Raw genomic sequence first — 19,006 nt, forward strand, 5'->3', positions numbered from 1 at the left:
GCCTGAGCACCGCCGGTTCGGCGGAGGCCGACGGACCACGGGCACGGAATCCGCCTGCACCGCGCCCCCACCGCCGCTGACTCCGGTCACCCCCTCAGTACCCCGTCCAGCCACTCCAGCAGCGCCTGTTCATACCCGGGACTGATCCGGACGGTGCCCCCCTCGGCACCTTCGGCGGCGATGGTGGGGGAGTGGTCACAGCCGGCCAACCGCACGACGTCCGGCGCCGGCCTGCCCGCCCGCCCGGCGGCCTCGCGCCACAGGCGCGTGCTGTCCTCGATGGACAGCCACTGGTCGGTCTCCCCGTAGAGGGTGAGGACCGGGCAGCGCACCGCCTCGTACGCGTCACTCAGATCGGCATCCATGTCCACCCACAACTCCCGCGGCGGCACACTGAACAGGTCGGCAGCGCCCGCGTCGTAGCCGAGCAATGGCCACCACGGCTGTCGTCCCGCCGCCGCGAACTCCTGGCGCAGGGTGTCCGCGTCACTGGTCCCCCGCACATACGCCTCCAGCGCGTCCTGGAAGCGGCTCAGCTCTCCGAGCCGGTCGGCGAAGCCGTTCTCACGGAGTTGCTGCGCCAGGCCGTAGCGCATCTGTGCCCCGGGAGTGACGCCGACCGGTGAGACCAGCGTCAGGAACGCCACCTCGTCCGGCCGGTTCGCGGCAGCCAGTGGCGCGACCCAGCCACCCTGGCTGTACCCCCACAGTCCGACCGGCATCTCGGGGATGTGCCGGCGCAGCACGGCCATCGCGGCCAGCGCGTCGGCGGCCTGTTCGGCGAACGGAACGGAACGGCCGGAGCGGGACGGCCGCCGGTCGTAGCGCAGCACCGCGATTCCGCGAGCGGGCAGGACCTGCGCGAGATGCTCATAGAGAAGGAAGTCCCGTGAACCGGCGTGCGACCCGTGCAGCGGGACGACACCGCCGCGCACAGGACCCTTCGGCAGCGTCAGGGTGGCGGGAAGCCCTACCCCCTGGGAAGTGATGGTCAGCTCCATCCCGGGCATGGTGTCAGCACGCGGACCGACGCGGCCGGCCGGGGCGGATCCACCCGCCTGCTGCTCCGCCTTCGCCTTGCTGCCCGTCCTCACGATCCGGTCCCGCCGCGGCCCGAGACCCCAACTGCCCCGAGCTGTCGGCGAGGTGGCCGGCCGGGCCACGCGCCCTGCCTGGAGCCCCACCGCACTCGGAGGTGCGCGCGCGGCGGGAGGCGGGAGACCGTACCGTACCCACGCCGTCCGGCGGCGAGGGTTGACGGCGCCGGAGGGTGGTTCTACGTTCCCCTCACCGCCCCGACGGCCGGTGGAACGCATTCCGGAATCACGCGGACAGGACCGTCGCGATGACGAGCGGTCTCCCCACGCGCGGGCCGCGATGGGAGCGCTCCCGCGCCGCCGGTACTGCGTCGTGTGCCGGCCGGCGCGGCGGACCGCTTCGGCGGCGACCGCGATCGCGCACTCCCGTACAGAAAAAGGTGACCCCATGTCTGCTTCTGGAGATCCGCACCACCCGAGCCGGCGGCTGCTGCTGACCACGGCGACCGCGCTGGTCGCGGGAACCTCACTGCCCCTGGCCGGCGCCCACGCCGCTGCGGCCGCGTTACCCGGCGCGGCTGCCCAGGAACCTCCGGGCGCCGCGGCGTCCTTCACGAACCCGCTCTTCTGGCAGGACTTCGCCGACATCGACGTGATCCGCGTCGGGGACACGTACTACTACTCGGCCTCGACGATGCACTACTCGCCCGGCGCACCGATCCTGCGCTCCTACGACCTGGTGAACTGGGAGTTCGCCGGCCACTCGGTGCCACGCCTGGACTTCGGCGCCAAGTACGACCTCAGCGGTGGCCGGGGCTATGTCCGGGGCGTCTGGGCCTCGTCCCTGGCCTACCGGCCGAGCAACCGCACCTTCTACTGGCTGGGCCAGATCGACTTCGCCCGCACCTACATCTACACCGCCACCTCCGTCGAGGGCCCCTGGAGCCGGCACGCCGAACTCCCGCAGGTCTACTTCGACGCCGGGCTGCTCGTCGACTCCGACGACACGATGTACGTCGCCTATGGCAACACCCAGATCCACGTCGCCCAGTTGTCCCCGGACGGAAGAAGCCAGGTCCGCTCCCAGCAGGTGTTCTCCACCCCGTCCAGCATCGGCACGCTGGAGGGCGCCCGCTTCTACAAGATCAACGGTGCCTACTACATCTTCCTGACCCGTCCGGCCAACGGCCAGTACATCCTGCGCTCCACCAGCGGGCCCTTCGGCCCCTATACCCTGCGCCAGATCCTGCTCGACCTGCCCGGGCCCATCCCCGGCGGCGGCGTCCCCCACCAGGGCGGTCTGGTGCAGACCCAGAACGGCGACTGGTACTACCTTGCCTTCATCGACGCCTACCCCGGCGGGCGCGTCCCGGCTCTGGCCCCCATCACCTGGAGCGGCGACGGCTGGCCCCAGCTCCAGCTCGTGGGCGGCGCCTGGGGCGCCGCCTACCCCGTGCCGAACCTCCCGCCCCCGCCCCGCCAGGTCGAGCCCCTCACCGGTGTCGACACCTTCCCCGGCACCATCCTCACACCCAAGTGGGAGTGGAACCACAACCCCGACCCCGCCCACTACACCGTCAACAACGGGCTGACCCTGCGCGCCGCCACCGTCACCGGCGACCTCTACTCCGCCCGCAACACGCTCACCCACCGTGTGCCCGGCCCCACGTCCACCGCGACCATCACCCTCGACCACCAGCAGATGCGTGACGGCGACCGCGTCGGCCTGGCCATGCTCCGCGACGCGTCCGCCTGGATCGGCCTCAAACGCGACAACGGGGCCACCCGTCTCGTCATGGTCGACGGCCTCACCATGGACTCCAACTGGAACACCACCGGCACCGGCAGCGAACGCGCCACCGCCCCCGTCACCGGGACCCGGATCCAGCTGCGAGCCACCGCGGACATCCGCCCGGGCGCGGGCCGCCAGGCGCGTTTCTCCTACAGCACCGACGGCATCACCTTCACCGGCCTCGGACCCGCCTTCACGCTCAACAACGCCTGGCAGTTCTTCATGGGCTACCGCTACGCCATCTTCAACCACGCCACGCAGGCGCTCGGCGGCGCGGTCACCGTCAACCGCTTCGAACTCACCACCCCCTGACCAGGAGACACCCCCGCACCCCTCTGTCCCCCCACACCCCACGGAGTCATCCGATGTCCCTGCGCAACCTTCTCCTCACCCCAGTCGCCCTCGCGGCAGCACTCGTCATGGCCACGGGCGGCCCAGCGGTGGGGGCGGGCAAAGCCACGGCACCTCCACGACCCCCGCCGCGGCCTCCGCCGGATGCGGCCAGGCGCCCACGCTGGGCGACGGCAACCACACCATCCAAAGCGGCGGCAAGAACCGCGGCTTCATCCTGGACGTCCCCGACGGCTACGACCCCAACCGCCCCCACCGGTTGGTCCTCGGCTTCCACTGGTGGGGCGGCACCGCCACCGATGTCGCCACGGGCCAGACCGTGGAGCGGGACGTCTGGTCCTACTACGGCCTCAAGCGACTGGCCGGCGACAGTACCGTCTTCGTCGCACCCCAGGGAATCGACAACGGCTGGCCCAACACCGGCGGCGAGGACGTCACCTTCGTCGACGACCTGCTGCGGCACGTCGAGGCGGACCTCTGCGTCGACACCGAAAGGCGATTCGCCCTCGGCTTCAGCTACGGCGGTGCCATGAGCTACTCCCTGGCCTGCTCCCGGCCCGACACCTTCCGCGCCGTCGCCGTCTACGGCGCACCCGGCCAGATCAGCGGATGCAGCGGCGGGACCGGGGCCGTCGCCTACTTCGCGGCCCACGGCACCGGCGACAACATCGCCACCGGGCGCTCCCTGCGCGACCGGTTCGTTCAGAACAACGGCTGCGCCGCGCAGAACCCGCCCGAGCCCGCGCAGGGCAGCCTGGGGCACATCACCACCACCTACTCCGGGTGAGCCGGCTGGTGGCGGTGGTGAAGCCTTTGGGGGTTCCTTCCGTGGCGGCTTCTGGTCCTCCTTCCCCTCACTCCCCGGTAGAAATCGCACGGTTGATGTCGGGTCGATATCGGACCCGACATCGACCGTGAGACAGCCCCAGGCGGGTTCTCTCATTCCCGCCGCATCACGGTTCGCGAGCCCGTAACCTGTGGCCATGCCGAAGGAGACACCGGAAGCGAAGCGGGCCCGGAAGGCTAGAGCGAAGGCTGCGGCCCGCGAGCGTGCAGCCCGCATCATGGCGGGCTTGATGCCGCCGCCCCATCCCCATCCCCAGCCGCAGCCACGGCGCTCCTCGAGGTTCAAGGTGGTACAGGCCCAGCCCGAGAAGCCTGCGCGGGCACTGATCCCGCCGCAGGACACACCACTGCCCGAACGCGACCGCGAGCAGTACGCCGACAACGCCCCCGGGGCCTGGGTCAAGCCAAACGCATAGGTCATCCCTGCCGCGCGTCAGGTACTCATCCCTGCTGGCAGCGACAGCCGATACCGTGCCGCTGAACCGACCGCTTCCCACCACATGACCGGCCACAGCAACGCCCTCCGGTACGGGCCCGCACGACCATCCGGCACCGCGCGCCTTCCGGTGGTGATGACCAGGGATTTGCCCCAAGGCGGCATCGGCCACCACGGCCCCCGGCCGCCTGCACCTCCACGACACCCCCGGTCCGGTGGTACCGGCGGCCACAGGGGAACACCGGCCCGGCCGGGGCAGCGTGCTGCTGTCGGAGTGCGCTCGCGTCATCCCGGACGGGCCGGGGCCGGCCTGCGACGATCCGCAGGAGACAGTAGCGGTGGTGCTGGACCGGCTGGACGCCGGCGAGCGGGAGCGGGTGCCGGCGCGGGCCGCGCATGTCAGGGAGGTGCTCACCGGATTCCGCAGCGGCAGCGGGGAACTGCCGGCCGCGGGGGAGCCCCGTGCTGCCTGGGCGGCGGGGGAGCCGACGAGAGTGTCGGTACGCGGCGAGGACGGCCGAGTTCGAGGTGGCGACCCGCACGGTCAAGCGGGTGGGTCGCGGCCTTCCGCCAGGACGGCGAGGCGGGTCTGGTGCCGGCCCGCAGCGGGCCGCGCTCGGGCACCGCAACGGGGAGATGTCGTCCGAGGCCGCTGCCCGGGAGGTGCTGTCCGGTCTCCTGCGTTTCAACGGTCCAGCAGGACGGCCAGTGCCTCACGCAGATCAGCAGGTTCGCGGTAATGCACACCTGTCATCCCGAGCCTGACCGCGGCTTCCACATTCTCAAGCCGGTCGTCCACGAACAGGCACCGGTCCAGGGCAACCCCCGCCTGCCCGGCCGCGATCTCATAGATCTTCTGGTCCGGCTTGGCCACTCCCACCCGGGCACTGCTGATGACGTGATCGGCGAAACCGGCGAGCCCCAGCGACACCAGGTCGTCCTCCAGTTCCACGGTCGCATTGGTCACCAGTACCAAGGGCACGTGCGTCCGCACCTGAACAAGCATGTCGACCACGACACTGTCGGCATGGAACGGCGCGTTGGCAAGCGCCGTCCCCAGCTCGCGCGCCTGGGCCTCGGGTATCTGACCAGCGAGGCCCACCACAATGGACTCCACCCACTGCTCCTTGGTGATCTCGCCGAGGAGCAGCGGGAGGTCTGTCTCCGGCGCGAACGCCACTCTCTGGGTGGTCCCCTCCGCCAGCCCGGCGCGGCGCTCCAGGCTCGCCAGTTCCCTCGTGTCATAGAAGCGGATCACGTTGTCGAGGTCGCACAGCACTGCGTCGAAGGGTCTGCTGGAGATCTTGGAAGGCGTCACGGCCCTTGAGTAGCACAGCAGCGCGCCATTGATGCTTCCGGTTGAGCGAGACAGGAAGTCATCCAAACTTCGTTCGATCAGGCAGAGCATGCCCTGCCACCACCGGCCTCGCAGGGAGGCGCGATGATGCAGATCACCCTCGACAAGAAGAAGGACGCCGGCCCGAACAGCGATCCCCTCCAGCGCTCGCAGATCGGTTGGAGCGACGGGCTGTGCGACCAGCAACTCCACGACATCGCCCGCGGCGTCTGGGTCATGCCCGGATCACGCGTCGAACGAGAGCCGTCCGCGGTCATCAACAGCGGCAGGAGCATCCGCCAGGCCATAGAGATCGGGTCGTGGACGGGGTGCACGAGGCCTAGGATGCAGCCTTCGAATGCCTCTGATGAGGCAGCAGCACAAGCAGCAGGTCACCGCGGTCCCGAATGACACCGGCGACGCGAACCCACACCCAGCAGGCCCCCAACCCCACACACCCAGCCAGCACACCCCACCCCGACCCCATGCCAACACCACCAGACACACGCCCCCCCGCGGCTCGCCGGGGACACCGGCGGTCAGTCACCACACCGGCCCGGCCGTGCTCGGGTGCGCCTCGCCGACGGACACTAGTCACAACACCAAGCCGCGCCACGTGACTCGGACGCGAGTTCGGGTTCGCTGTGGCGGCGAGCAGAAGACGCTCAAAGGTGGCGCGGGCGCCGGTAGGGGGCCAGCCGTCGTGCTGGTGCCCGGCATCGGAAATCCAACCCGGGTCGGACCCGCGCGCCGCGCCTGTCGGCCAACGCGATGACCGGACAGACACAGGTCAGCCCACCGCACAGAGCGCTCCCTGCTCCGCCCCGCCCCCCGGCAGCAAGCAGACAGCACCTCACTGTCCGCTGTCGGAACATGACCTCTCGTGTACTGGATACAGGGGCGACCTTCCCTCGCTATCTCCGGTGGCCGGCTGATGTTCACGGACACCGCCGCCGATGTCGAGGGTCCGCGGATGGTGGTGTCGTGGCCGGGTGAGCAGCAGGTGTCCGCCGTGGTGTGCCGGCGTCGTCACATTCCGGCCCCCGGCCCCGCCGTTCGTCTCGACCGCGGGCACGCCCTGCGCCTGGAGCGCTGTGAGGGGTTTTGAGGGCCGCGTGTGGGCCTGAACCCGGGCCCCGGTGTCGTCCCGGGCACCGCCGACGTGTGCGCCCCGCTGCCCGGCGAGGAGCACGGCGACGTCCGCACCGAACACACCCGGGCCCGGACCCTGGCGTTCCTGCCCGAGGAGACACCCGGCGTCGGCACCGGCGACGTCGAGCGCCTGGGCGTTCACCGCGGTGACTGCCCCGCCGCTGTTCCACGGCCTGCCGGTCCTCCCGGCCGATCGGCCCCTGGAGATGAAGGCGCCGCGCGGGTATCGGTGGCGGCCCGCTGGCGACGGCGCATCTCGCCGACGCTGTGCCGGAACTGCGGGTCCATGCTTGCCCATGATGCCAGCGGTGCCGGCAGGCGGAGCAGCGAGCTGTCGGTCAGCTCGAGCTGGACCTCATAGTGCTCGGCTCCCACGACGGTGATGGCCACGATGTCTGTCCAGGGGTGGAATCGCCGCCGCCAAGGCCGCTGGATCCGGAGCCCGCCGGCTTCGAGCACGGTACGGGTCAACGCCAAGTCGAAAGAGACGAGCGCCGGGTAGATGGTGCAGGCCGCGAAGAACACCGAGAAGATGACCGCCCGCAAGAAAGGCCAGTCGGGGTAGAACCCCCAGACCGTCAGCTGCCCCAGCACCGTGAGGAGGGAAAAGAACGCGCCCGTGGCCAGCCACAGCCGACGGTCCGGCCGACGGTACTCGATGTCCTCCACGGACACGGAGTGTACGCAGACCGCCTGGCACCACGACGTGCCGAGGGAACTGCCCGACCGATAGCCGTGAGGGCGGCACCCGAGTACGCCGCCGATCGACCACGGCAACCGACGGCGTCGGCCGCCACCCGCTGCTCCCGGGCCGCCGCCTCCCGCAGGGCCTCGGTACTAGCGTGTCGCGAGCCCTTGCAGCAGGGCGGCGTTCCGCGCCAGCAATGCCCGCTCCTCCTCCCTCAGTTCCGCCAGTGACTTGCGGACGTCTGTCGGGTGTGCGCGGTGCGTGAACAGGTTCTGCTGTGTTCGGGTGGGTGGGGGCAGCACGTTCTCCCGCACGAAGGCATCCAGTCTTGCCAGGCTGTCCCGTTCACACTGCCGCACACCACAGGGGTGCACGGCCAGCTCGCCGGCTCTCGCCGACCGGCTCCGGCTGCTGCGCCCGGTCGCGGTCCGCGACGCTCACCAGGGCCTCGCTCACCGCCGTTACACCCTCCGCCCGCCCGTCCACGAACTCCGGGCCTCGAGAAGCTGGCGCCGCGTCGTCAAGCTCGACCACCCCCTCTGCAGGCCCCGGCGACCGCGCCGGCCTCCAGACGCCCAGGACACCGCTGCCGCGTCGCCCGCCTCCGCCCTTGCTGCGCCCCGCCCCCGCGCCGGCAGCCGAACCGACTCCGCCACCGTCCCGCGTCTTCGGCCGGTGGGCGGCTGTCAGTCTGGTTGTGTACCGCTGTCTGACGCCAGCTTGGGCTCACCGACCACACCCCCAGCCACGCCCACCACACCGTCCCGCATACCTGACTCGACACCAACCGCCTGCCCGCCCCCGACCAACTGCTGCGCCCGTCCGGGCGCCCGCGCTATGAACACCCCCGCAGACCACCGACGACCTGGCGGCCGGCCCGCACACACAACTCTCCGCCGCGGCCTGGTGGCAGAGCCTGGCTTTCGGCCAGCTGGCTCTGTACACGAGAACGGGAGTCGCCTCTCGACGGCTTCGCAAGTCACCGCGTCACCCTGTCGCTTGATCAATCTCGATGAGTTCGGGAGTCACCGAGCGCCTGCGTCTGAACCGTCCATGACCAAGTGGCCTTGGCAGCTCAATGGATCACGCGGGCAACCACTCGCTGAGCGGGCCATGGACCGGATCACAGACACGACCCTCAGGGCGCCGGAGCTGGAGCCGGCCCGCCGTCCGTCCAGCAGAGCCGTTGTCACAGGCAGCGGCGACATTGCAACTCAGCACACAACCAAGACAGGTTGCAGGAAAAGGGAGCGGCAATGGCCGTCGAAGTGGAGTACGCGCAGGCGTGGGACCTGGAAACTTGTGCGCCCTGGCGGCCGATATCCGCCGAACAGGCCCGGGAGCGGGATACCGCAAGCTTCCATACGTGGTCGTGTACCGGGCCCCGGGCCGAAAGGCTCCGCTGGAAGTCCGGCTCGTCTCCTGGCGGGACCACTACGTCGGGCTATGGGTCTATGACACCCAGGGCCGCCGCACCTACGACCTGGACATGCAGCTGCTGGAGGGCCCGTCGCGGCTGCTGCGCCGTTCACACAGAGGGCGTCTACGCCACTGATCACCGGGAGGCCCTGTTGCCGCAGTTGTATCGGTCTGCTGTGGAAGAGTCCATATGGGCTGCAAGCCCGCGAGTCGGCTGCCTCCGCAGACCTCGCAGGGAAATCCCTCACACCGACCCGACCTGAGTACCCACGGGTCGTAGTGGGCTGATTGCCTCGGTCAGCGCTGCTTCCAGATAGTCCGTACGCCCGGTCGTCTGGAGCATCACGACCCCGCCCTGGACGGCGGTCAGGATGCTGCGCGCACGACCGAGTGCCGCGTCTCGTCCAGCGGACGTCACCGTCTCCACACCGCGCACGAGCGCCGCCTCCCACTTGTCGTAGAGAGAGGAGACGACTGCGCGAGTCTGCGGGGAGGATTTGCCCAGTTCCGCGGTGAGGCTGCCGAGGGGGCAGCGCTGCCCCAGTTCCGTGTAGTGGGTGACCACCGCGTGCTGCCAATCCTGCCAGGACTCCCACGTCGAAAGATCGCCCAGGAACGGCTGCTGCGCCTCCAGGACCTGGCAGGCCTCGTACTCGGTGACGGCTGCCAGAATGTCGGACCTGCCCTCGGGAAAGTAGTGGAACAGTTGGCTCTTGCTGGTCGCTGTGGCCACCCGTACATCGTCGAGCGACGTGCCGGCTATCCCCTTCTCCCGGATCAGAAGCGCCGCGGCAACAACGATGCGCTGTCGAGTCGCCCTGCCCTTCGCAGTCAGCCCCTTCTTCATCTTCACATCATCGCACACTTTTGGACTCTTTGGTCCACCCTTGAGTCCGTAGCGGCACTCCGAATCGCCTCCAGGGCTGGACGGCCACGTCGGCTGCTCCGCCGAATGGGCCCCGCCTGCTGCTTCCGCCACCTGGAATTCCCGTACCGACTCGCCGCGCACCTTGCACCGTCCGGAGACTTGCCGCGGCTTCGTCCGGCACGCATGCCGCGTCTGTCGGCAGCCTGCTTGGCGCGAGTGCTGCTGCATGACGCAGCCAGTCGGACCCGGTGGCCGGCGTCCCTCATGTTTGGACTTGCCAGTCCAGTTTTGGGGATGCATGATGAATGGACCAAACGGTCCACAGAGGCTCGGGGCACCCCGGTGGTGGCCGCATCACAGGTTGCTTGGTCGCCGGCCCACGGTGCCACGCGCATGACGTCAAGAAGGAAGATCGATCATGGAAGCTGTTGAGCGCCTCAGCATCACCGAGGAACTCCGCCGTCTGATGGCCCGCTACGTCCGTTATGCGGATCACCAGCGCTGGGACGACCTGGCGAACCTGTTCACACCTGACGGTACGTTCAGCCCGCACAAGCCGGACGGAACGGTGTGGCTGCATATGAACGGCCGAGACGAAATCGCCGCGACGGTCGGCTCCAGCGGCGGCCCCGGCGTCACCCTGATCCACCACCTGTTCTCCGATGAGATCGACGTCGACTCGGAGACCACCGCCCACGGCGTGTTCGCGATGGAGGACATCGTCACCCGTCCCGAGGGCGCCGCGGTGTCCGACACCATTCCCTTCAGGGGCATGCACGGCTTCGGCCACTACCACGCACGTTTCGTCAAGGTCGATGGTTCCTGGCAGGTCGCCGAGCTCAAGCAGACCCGAGTCCGTCTGGACTTCACCGCCTGACCCCTTCCGTGACTCCTTCAGCAACAAATTCCCTTTCGTTCCAACAGGAAGCAGCATTGCCATGAGCAACAGCAACAAGCCCGTCGCGCTGGAGCCCTACCACATCGACGTCTCCCAGGACGCCCTCGACGACCTCAAGGACCGCCTGCAGAAGACCCGCTTCTTCGACGACCTGGACAACGAGGAGGAGTACTACGGCATCAGCACCGCCTATCTGAAGCCGCTCGTGGAGTACTGGGCGGACGGCTTCGACTGGCGTGCGCAGGAGAAGCGGCTCAACGCCTACAACCAGCACAAGGTCGAGATCGACGGCGCACCCGTGCACTTCGTGTACGAGCGCGGCAAGGGCCCGAACCCGATCCCGCTCATCATCAGTCCCGGATGGCCGTGGCCCGGCGAGTTCAGCTACGGGCTCATCGGGCCGCTGACTGACCCCGCCGCCCATGGCGGTGACCCGTCCGTCTCGTTCGACGTGATCATCCCGGACCTGCCCGGCTTCGCCTGGTCCACCCCTGTCGTCAGAGGCGATCTGAACTACTGGAAGATCGCCGACATCCTGCACAAGCTCATGACCGAGGTGCTGGGCTACGAGAAGTACGGGGCGGCGGGTTCCGACTACGGTGCTCTGGTGACGAGTGCGCTCGGCCACAAGTACGCCGACAGCATCATCGGCCTGCACTACGGCCACGACATGCCTCCGGGCCAGTTCGCCAACGAGCGCTTCTGGGACCTGACCGACGGCAGCAAGATCCCCAAGGACGCCGCGCCGGAGCTGCGGGAGGGCTTGGAGAACTTCGTCAACACGTATGTCTCCCACGTCGCTGTGCACATGCTGGATGGCTCGACCCTCATCCACGGTCTGAACGACTCCCCCATCGGGATGCTCGCCTGGCTGCTGCGGCGGTGGAAGAAGTGGAGCGACAAGCGGGGCAACTTCGAGGAGGCCTTTCCCCGCGACTTCATCCTCACCCAGGCCACCGTCTTCTGGGTGACGCAGTCCATCGGCACCTCGATCCGGATGTACCGCAACGCGGTGCGTCACCCGTGGGTGCCCTCCCACGATCGTCGGCCCGTCGTCGAGCCGCCGGCCGGCTTCACCTTCCTGCTCGGTGACGCCTATCCGCCCGCCGTCAACACCGTCGAAGAGCGCATCGTCCTCTTCGAGAACGGGCCCACGCGCAGTTCTTTCAACGTGGTCAACGTCAATGCCCATATGAAGGGCGGCCACTTCGTCCACTACGAGAACCCCGAGGCGTTCACCTCCGACCTCGTCGAGACCTTCCGCAGGACCGGTGGCTGACCCCGCGGGCGACGGGCCTCCTGCTCCAGTCCCGGAAACTGCAGGCCAGACACCGTGCCGCTGCCTCACCGGGTGCTGTCCGACCGTGTCCCCCGGGACATGACCGTTTTCCGCGGCGCAACAGCCCAGCCGGGCCCGCCCCTGTCGCCACCGACGCCGGTTCCGGCATGGACGCGGGCACACCATGTGGAGCGATTTTCCGGACTTGCTAGTCCAGAAGATTCGTCCTGCGCTCGGCGACAACCGAACACACACATGCACCGACCCAAAGAGAGACCCTCGACATGCCTGCCACCCACAACGACACACTCGTCCGCGACTTCGTGAACGCCTTCAACACACACGACGCGGACGCCCTTGCCCCCTTCCTTGCCGATGACGTCGTCTTCACCGCCTACGGCGACTCCCCGGTCGAGGGGCGCGTCGCGGTGGTCGCCCTGTGGAAGGGCGTCTTCGCGAACTTCGCACAGATCAAGTTCGAGACCGTGCACCAGGCGGTGAACGGTGACGTCGTCATCGCCGAACAGATCCACGGGCTCGCCCTGCCCGGCGGGAAGCTCGCCCCGGTGATGAACATGGCGATCTACGAGCTCCGCGACGGCAGGATCGCGGCTTGGCGTGACTACACCAACCCCGCCTACGCGTCCACGTTGTTGCAGGCTTGAGCGGGCCGCTCCGCCATTCCTTTGACGCGTGCCGACCGTCCGGCAGGCGTACCGACAGAACCGAGAGAAAGAGGGTATGCGCCATGCGCGCCGTAGTAGTGGAAGAGCTGGGCGGACCGGAAGTGCTCCAGCTGAAGGAATGCCCCGACCCCGCACCAGGGCCGGGCGAACTGGTGGTGGACATCGACTTCTCCGGTATCAACTTCATGGACACCGGCACCCGCTCCGGATTTTCGGTGCCCGGCAACCCACCTTTCGTCCCCGGGGTCGAGGGCGCCGGACGGGTCACCGCCATCGGCGAGGGCGTCAGCGGCTTCGCAATCGGCGACCGGGTGGCCTGGGCCTACGTCCACGGCAGCTACGCCGAGAGGATCGCGGTCCCCGCCGCCCAGGTCGTCCCCGTCCCGGACGACATCCCCAGCGACACCGCCGCCGCGACGATGATGCAGGGACTCACCGCGCACCACTTCGTCACCGAGTCCGCGCCCCTGGCCGAGGGCGAGACCGCGCTCGTGCACTCCGCCGCCGGCGGGGTCGGGCGCATCGTGACCCAACTTCTCAAGCTGCGCGGCGCGCGCGTGATCGGCCTGGTCTCCCGCGAGGAGAAGGTCCAGGCCGCGAAGGCGGCGGGCGCGGACGAGGTCCTCGTTTCCTCGGGCGGTGACTTCGTGGATCGGGTCAAGGACCTGACCGACGGCGAGGGAGTCCACGCGGTCTTCGACGGCGGCGGTGCCGCCACGTTCTGGTCCTCGGCCGAGGTACTGCGACGGGTCGGGACCCTGGTCTACTACGGCCCGCTGATCGGCGACATCCCCACGGTGCGGCTGTTCGACCTGCCCAAGAGCATCAAACTCACCTACGCGGTGTTCGCCGACCACATCCACAACCGGGAGCTGCTGCTCCAGCACACCGGAGACCTCTTCGACAAGATCCGCGAGGGCAAGCTGCAGATCGACATCAGCGAGTGCTACCCCCTGGGCGCCGCCGAGCAGGCCCACGCCGACATCGAATCGCGCCGCACCTCCGGCAAGCTGCTGCTCGACCCGAGCCGTTGAGCCGGAATACCCCGTACCGCTCGGCCCAGGTTCCCCAGACCCGACGCTGGTTGCTCACCGCGTCGATCAGCGTGCCGTCGACATCGAACAGCACGTACTTCATGCGGCCCTGCCGCCCAGGTTCGCTGGTCACGCGTCGATCATGCCAGGCAGCGGGCATGCCATTGCGGGACAGCTCTTACGAGCTCGTGCATGGTTGGCGGTGACGCGTTGGGGCCTGTGATCGTTGATCATGGTCGGTGTGGTGGGGAACCGGGCACGTGCAGCGATCATCCGAAGCCAGCGGATCACGGGGCTGGCGCCCGAAGTGTTCGCCGAACTAGTCGCTGAGATCGGCCCGTTGTGGCACGAGCGGCACCAAGCCGGTCTCGCGTCACGTCCCCGTCGCCGGGCCATGGGCGCCGGGGCGAAACACAAGCTGGTCTTCGTCGACCGGCTCTTGGCCACCCTCGTCCACCTCCGTCATGGCGCCACCCATGACGTGCTGGCCTGCTGGTTCGGTGTCGACCGCTCCACCATCACGTGCGCAGTCGGTGAAGTACGGCCGCTGCTGGCGACGCGCGGCTGCACCGTCGCCCCCGACGTCCGACTGCGTACGCTCGCCGAAGTCATCGACCATCTCGGCACAAGTGGGAAGAGCGGGATCATCGACGGAACCGAGATCCGGGTTCGCCGCCCGGCTGCCGGACGTAGGGACCGGGAGAAGTTCATCTCCGGTAAGAACAAGCAGAACGCTGTGAAGTCGATGGTCGTCACGGACGCTGCGGGGCGCCTGCTGTTCTGCAGTCCGTCTGTGCCGGCCAGCTGCGCGGACATCACACACGCCCGGAAACTGGGCCTGGTCGAGCTGCTGGCCGACGGGCCCGTCGTGGAGCTCCTGGCCGATGCCGGCTACCAGGGGCTGGGGGCCCAGACCGGCGGCCGGGTGGTGACGCCACCGCACCGCAAGTTCAAGAAGCACCGGCCCGAGTGGTGCGAGGAGTTGTACGAACGGCAGCGTACCGCACTTCTCACGCCGCATCCGGGTCGAGCACGGCATTGGCCCATATGAAGGACTGGCGATCTCTCGCGCGGCACCACGGCCGCCGGGAGCAGATGAGCGACATCATCCAAGCTGTCGCCGGACTGCTCTCCCACCAGCAGACCGCCACGATGGCCGCTGGTGCGCGAACGTGAACACAACGGCTAATCCGCACTCCTCGACGCCCTACCGCCAACCATGCACGAGCTCGTTAGGTGGGCCCGTTCGCGCTGTCGTACGTCGGCGAGGTGCATGGCCGGCTCGCCAACCCGCGCCGACCGGCCCCGCAGCACCAGCCCCTCAGCGGTGTCAGTGGCCGCTGTGAGGATGGTGGACATGACACCGCTGCTCTTGATTGATATCGAACGTGCTGTCCGCAGCAGTTGGGGTGCCGATACCTGTCCGTCGGAGACTCGCGCTCAGTGGAGCCCGGAGAATCCGGCCCGATGGCAGTGTCTTGTCACCACTCTGGTGCTCAACGACCTGTTGGGAGGCGAACTGGTCCGTGGCGAGGTGCGGGTGAACGGCGAGCGCACCGATTATCACTGGTGGAACCGCCTGGGCATGGGGGTGGACATCGATCTCACCCGAGAGCAGTTCGGGGCGGACGTAATCGTCACTGAGGGGTGATCATTCCCCGGCCGCCGACGTTCGTACGGCCGCGCGAGGAGTATGAGCTTCTCCGTGACCGGGTGGCGGCAAGGCTCGGCAAGCAGCCAGCGGTGGAAGCTGCGTCCATTCCTCGTTAGCCAGCCTTGGTGGGCTCCTCAACCCAGGCTCTGGCGCTGGCGAGACGGTAGGAGCCGGTGCCGGTTTCGACGACGGTGCCGTTGAAGATGAGGCGACGGCGATCACCCGTCGTTCCGCGCGCCTGGAGGAGTGCGAGTACCTCCAGCCGGGCGTTGACGCCTGCGGTCTGGTATTACGCCACCCGGTGCACCGGGTCACGGCTCAGCGCCGGATCCGGCCCGGTGGTGTAGTTGCTGCTCATGGCCTGTTTCCCTCTCGGGTCGGGGTGTTGAAGCCGACGGCGGCGGGCTCCAGAGGCCCGCCGCCGTCGGCTCGTGTACTTACCGGTCGTCGGGTGCGCTGTCCACCCAGGCGATCGGCCGGCCCTCGCTGGTGTGGCCCCAGCGCGGTTCCTCACATCGACGCCTCGTGCCCGTTGTCCAGGACGCAGGTCCGTCCCAGCGGCCGTGTGTGCCCGGGCAGATCCCGGTGAGCACGGCCGTGTCGCTCTCGCGCAGGGCCTGCCCGTAGCGGTCCTGGAACGGCTGGAGACGGGCACTCAACTCGACGCCCAGCTCGCTCTCCGCCGCCTTGCTCCGCGCCCGCACCTGCTGAACCTGCGGATCGGACAGTACGGCTGAGATGACCTTCTCTGCCTCCGTGAAGGTACTGCTGCGCTCGTGGCGTCGTACGGCTTCGCGCACCCGCTGTTCCTCTCCGCCCCCGTTCATCACGCCCCTCCTTCTTCCTGCGCCGCCCATTCCAGTCCGAGGTCGGCCAGCGCCTGGAGCCTGTCCGCGGACAGCTTCGCGCGGCGGGTCTTCTGGTTGGTGGTCCACACCCCAAGCCGGATTTCAGTGCCGTCTTTCAGCCGTTCTACATGGCCCCTTGGGACGGTCACCGAGCCCTCACGGGCCTTGTACTGGGCAAGGGCCGCAACGCCCCCGGCTCGAAGGCGCCCAGGGGCGCCACAGCGGGCTTGGCGGGGGCTTCCGGCTCGGGTGCGGGCGGGGTGACGCCGAGCTGCTCCAGGCGTTCGCGCTGCTTCTCCGAGAGGGCTGCCCAGGTGCTGGATTTGCGCTGCTTGGCCAGCCACTTCCCGATGTCCATGCCGTGCACGGTGACTCCTGGCGGGACTTCTACCGGCCCTTGTTCTTCGCGTACGAGTTCGCGGAGCGCGGCGTAGTGGCGTTGCCATTCGGCCGGCCAGGACGGGTTCCAGTCCTCATCGATCTCCCGCAGCGCGGCCTCCCATTCCGGCTTGCCCGCGAGAGCCCCCGGGCGCCGCAAGTTGGCCAGCCACTGCCCGATGGGTTTGTCGAGCGCGGTGGCGGTGGCGGTGCGGGGCGCGCAGAGGGTCCAGTGCTCCGCGTAGTAGACGCGGGCTGCCGCGAGGTTCTCCTGGAACCGCTCATCAGAGACCGACCAGACCATCCCGAGCTCCTCCAGGCGCGCCGCGCGCCTGCTGGACATCTGCCCGGCCCCGAACGCCCGCCGCTGCTCCGCCACCCACGTCCCGAGCGGGTGTGCGCCCTCCCGGTGTTCGTACGGAACCCGGGCATGGTGCTCACGCTCTGTGAACTTTTTGAGGGCTGCCCAGCCGCGTGCCCAGTCCTGCCGTTCGGTGTCGATGACGTTGAACCTGACCCAGTCGGCGACCATCGCGGGATCACGGGGAGAAGAGAAACGGAGCAGCAGGCGGGCTTCTTCCTCTCCTTCACCGGGTTCCGGGCCGATATATTGGGAGGGCTGCACAACGTCTTTCTGTGGCTCCTGAGGAATGGCGAGCAATTCAATTGCTTCTTCGTCGTGGGCCCGCAGCCCTTCAAGGACCTTGACCAAAGGTCGATAAGAGCCGGAGGTGAACATGTCCTCACGATTATCGCCAGGATTCAGGAAGACTGGGACGATCAGTGATGCGATTTTCCCCTCACCCGGCTTCTGTCGCAGGGCGCGTCCGATGGCTTGCACGATGTCGTGGGGGGCGGCTTTGGAGTCGATGAACGCGACACTGTCGACCGCCCTGATGTCGACGCCCTCGCCCAGGACGCGGCAGTTGGAGAGCACGGCCCGCCGGCCCGTGGTCCCGAACGAGCCCAGGACCTCCCGCCGGCGCTCGGGAACGTGTTCCCCGCACAGCCAGTCGGTCCACATCCGCCTCGGATACGTCTCCGGCTGATCCGCGTGCAGCTTCGCTGCCACCGCCGGCAGGCCCTCCGCGAACGCCTGGGCCTCCATGGTCCGGTGATGGAAGGTGATACAGGTCTGCAAGTCATGCTGCGCCATGGTGTGCAGAACGGCGGCCTGCAAAGCTCCCAGGCGCTGTCCGCGGACCTCCTCACCGTTCCGCTCCTCGCCCATCAGCCGCTCGGGGGTGACGACCGGGTCCTGGAGTTCGAGCACGATGACCTGATACCGCGCCAGCAGACCCCGCGTGACACTCGACGCCAGGCTGAGCTTGTACAGGACGGGCCCGAATACGGCCTCGTCGTCCATGGACGCCGCCATCTCCTTGGGCAGCGGATCCCGAAGCCCCTCCGCGACCTCCCAGCGCTGCTCCCGTTCCTGCCAGATCCGCGGCGTCGCCGTCAGGTACAGCCGGCGCGCCGCCGGCACCTTCGCCTGGTCGTGGATGGCGGCCCACGCCTTGCCCATCGACCCACTGGTGCGGTGCGCCTCATCGACCACCGCCAGGTCCAGCGGCTCCAGCTGCTGCCCGTAGGCGCCTTCGAATGCTTCCTCGAGTACGCCCAGTGAGGCGTAGGTGGCGTAGATGGTCACCGGCCCCTCGCCGTGCCACAGCGCCAGCTGCACCGGATTCGTGGTGGAGCGGACCTTCAGAGTCCACAGGTCCGGGTCGTCCTGGAGCGAGCACACCGCGACCGCCGGCCCCCCGTGCCCGACCCGATGCCACTCCCGGACCGTCTGCGCCAGGAGATCCAGAGTCGGCACCAGCACGAGAATCCGCCCCTTCGGCAGCATCTCGCGGGCAGCGAAAGCAGCCGTGATGGTCTTCCCGGTTCCACACGCAGAAATCACCTGACCTCGCAGTCCGCTGACCGGAATCCCACCCGGCGGAACATCCAAGCCGCGCACAATAGCCGCGACGGCCTCAACTTGGTGAGCCCGCAGATCACTTTTCTTCATGACCACGATGAAAAACTCCTTCTTCAGAATACGGCGCGCAGTGAGAGAGAAAAGCCAGCGCGACGAATCGTGATCAAGGGAAGTGGCGCCATACCCCAAACTCTACACAGCAAGAAACCATGATGCACACCCCACACGGCAGACCCTCCACCGACACCGCCATCCGCTGACCCTCATCCCCACAAGCCTGCCCGCCGCGCCATGCGCCGGGCACAGCATCGACGAGTAGCCAACACAGATCCGAAACAACAGGAAGAATTCGGGTGGAGCACAGCGGAAGCCGGCAA

The 19,006-nt window shown here is 68.5% G+C and carries 13 protein-coding genes and 3 pseudogenes; 9 read left to right on the forward strand and 7 right to left on the reverse strand.

What is annotated here, in order from left to right:
- Nucleotides 1-86: 86 nt before the first annotated feature.
- On the reverse strand, nt 87-1,001 hold the full coding sequence (locus SXIM_RS27035) for an alpha/beta hydrolase family protein (RefSeq protein ID WP_030739299.1): 915 nt from the start codon (nt 999-1,001) through the stop codon (nt 87-89).
- A 484-nt stretch (nt 1,002-1,485) separates the two neighbouring features.
- On the opposite strand from SXIM_RS27035, the gene SXIM_RS27040 reads away from it, so the two are divergent.
- Together SXIM_RS27040 and SXIM_RS27045 are read left to right on the forward strand one after the other, a co-directional pair.
- Nucleotides 1,486-3,141 (forward strand): glycoside hydrolase family 43 protein, encoded by a 1,656-nt coding sequence (locus SXIM_RS27040; protein ID WP_030739296.1) that lies wholly within the window; start codon nt 1,486-1,488, stop codon nt 3,139-3,141.
- A gap of 298 nt (nt 3,142-3,439) precedes the next feature.
- Complete coding sequence (locus SXIM_RS27045) at nt 3,440-3,967, forward strand: CE1 family esterase (protein ID WP_199811839.1); 528 nt, start codon at nt 3,440-3,442, stop codon at nt 3,965-3,967.
- A gap of 1,180 nt (nt 3,968-5,147) precedes the next feature.
- On the opposite strand, the gene SXIM_RS27055 is transcribed toward SXIM_RS27045, so the two are convergent.
- Entirely contained in the window at nt 5,148-5,870 is a 723-nt protein-coding gene (locus tag SXIM_RS27055) for an HAD family hydrolase (protein WP_078847054.1), read from the reverse strand.
- A gap of 33 nt (nt 5,871-5,903) precedes the next feature.
- On the opposite strand from SXIM_RS27055, the gene SXIM_RS27060 reads away from it, so the two are divergent.
- Nucleotides 5,904-6,209, forward strand: a complete 306-nt coding sequence (locus SXIM_RS27060) for a hypothetical protein (protein WP_174864347.1) — start codon at nt 5,904-5,906, stop codon at nt 6,207-6,209.
- A gap of 879 nt (nt 6,210-7,088) precedes the next feature.
- Here the strand turns inward: SXIM_RS27060 and SXIM_RS27065 are convergent.
- The gene (locus SXIM_RS27065; protein ID WP_168222796.1) at nt 7,089-7,619 is read right to left on the reverse strand and encodes a PH domain-containing protein; all 531 of its coding nucleotides are present in this window, start codon (nt 7,617-7,619) and stop codon (nt 7,089-7,091) included.
- A 1,682-nt stretch (nt 7,620-9,301) separates the two neighbouring features.
- Nucleotides 9,302-9,904, reverse strand: coding sequence for a TetR/AcrR family transcriptional regulator (locus tag SXIM_RS27080; RefSeq protein WP_030739284.1), 603 nt, complete (start codon nt 9,902-9,904; stop codon nt 9,302-9,304).
- 439 nt (nt 9,905-10,343) lie between these two features.
- Here SXIM_RS27080 and SXIM_RS27085 point away from each other — a divergent pair, with 439 nt between their 5' ends.
- The 4 genes from SXIM_RS27085 to SXIM_RS27100 all read left to right on the forward strand — a co-directional run bounded on the left by SXIM_RS27085 (nt 10,344) and on the right by SXIM_RS27100 (nt 13,822).
- Nucleotides 10,344-10,802, forward strand: a complete 459-nt coding sequence (locus SXIM_RS27085; protein WP_030739281.1) for a nuclear transport factor 2 family protein — start codon at nt 10,344-10,346, stop codon at nt 10,800-10,802.
- Nucleotides 10,803-10,863: 61 nt separating this feature from the next.
- Complete coding sequence (locus tag SXIM_RS27090) at nt 10,864-12,102, forward strand: epoxide hydrolase family protein (protein WP_030739278.1); 1,239 nt, start codon at nt 10,864-10,866, stop codon at nt 12,100-12,102.
- A gap of 284 nt (nt 12,103-12,386) precedes the next feature.
- Nucleotides 12,387-12,767: a nuclear transport factor 2 family protein gene (locus tag SXIM_RS27095; protein ID WP_046725327.1), complete on the forward strand. Its 381-nt coding sequence runs from the start codon at nt 12,387-12,389 to the stop codon at nt 12,765-12,767.
- Nucleotides 12,768-12,850: 83 nt separating this feature from the next.
- Complete coding sequence (locus SXIM_RS27100) at nt 12,851-13,822, forward strand: quinone oxidoreductase family protein (protein ID WP_046725328.1); 972 nt, start codon at nt 12,851-12,853, stop codon at nt 13,820-13,822.
- Between the two features lie 7 nt (nt 13,823-13,829).
- On the opposite strand, the pseudogene SXIM_RS28455 reads toward SXIM_RS27100, so the two are convergent.
- Nucleotides 13,830-13,925, reverse strand: a pseudogene (locus SXIM_RS28455) (phosphatase); the annotation flags it as partial.
- 129 nt (nt 13,926-14,054) lie between these two features.
- On the opposite strand from SXIM_RS28455, the gene SXIM_RS27110 reads away from it, so the two are divergent.
- Nucleotides 14,055-14,873 carry a transposase gene (locus tag SXIM_RS27110; protein ID WP_246156946.1) on the forward strand — a complete coding sequence of 273 codons (819 nt, stop codon included), beginning with the start codon at nt 14,055-14,057 and terminating at the stop codon, nt 14,871-14,873.
- A gap of 306 nt (nt 14,874-15,179) precedes the next feature.
- A pseudogene (locus tag SXIM_RS27115) lies at nt 15,180-15,592 on the forward strand (YunG family protein).
- Between the two features lie 321 nt (nt 15,593-15,913).
- Here SXIM_RS27115 and SXIM_RS27120 read toward each other — a convergent pair.
- Both SXIM_RS27120 and SXIM_RS27125 read right to left on the reverse strand, forming a co-directional pair.
- Nucleotides 15,914-16,303: a hypothetical protein gene (locus SXIM_RS27120; RefSeq protein ID WP_046725329.1), complete on the reverse strand. Its 390-nt coding sequence runs from the start codon at nt 16,301-16,303 to the stop codon at nt 15,914-15,916.
- A pseudogene (locus SXIM_RS27125) lies at nt 16,303-18,719 on the reverse strand (helicase associated domain-containing protein). Before SXIM_RS27125 ends, SXIM_RS27120 begins: the two are co-directional and overlap by 1 nt.
- Between the last annotated feature and the right edge of the window lie 287 nt (nt 18,720-19,006).

Source organism: Streptomyces xiamenensis (genome assembly GCF_000993785.3).
GTDB lineage: Bacteria > Actinomycetota > Actinomycetes > Streptomycetales > Streptomycetaceae > Streptomyces > Streptomyces xiamenensis.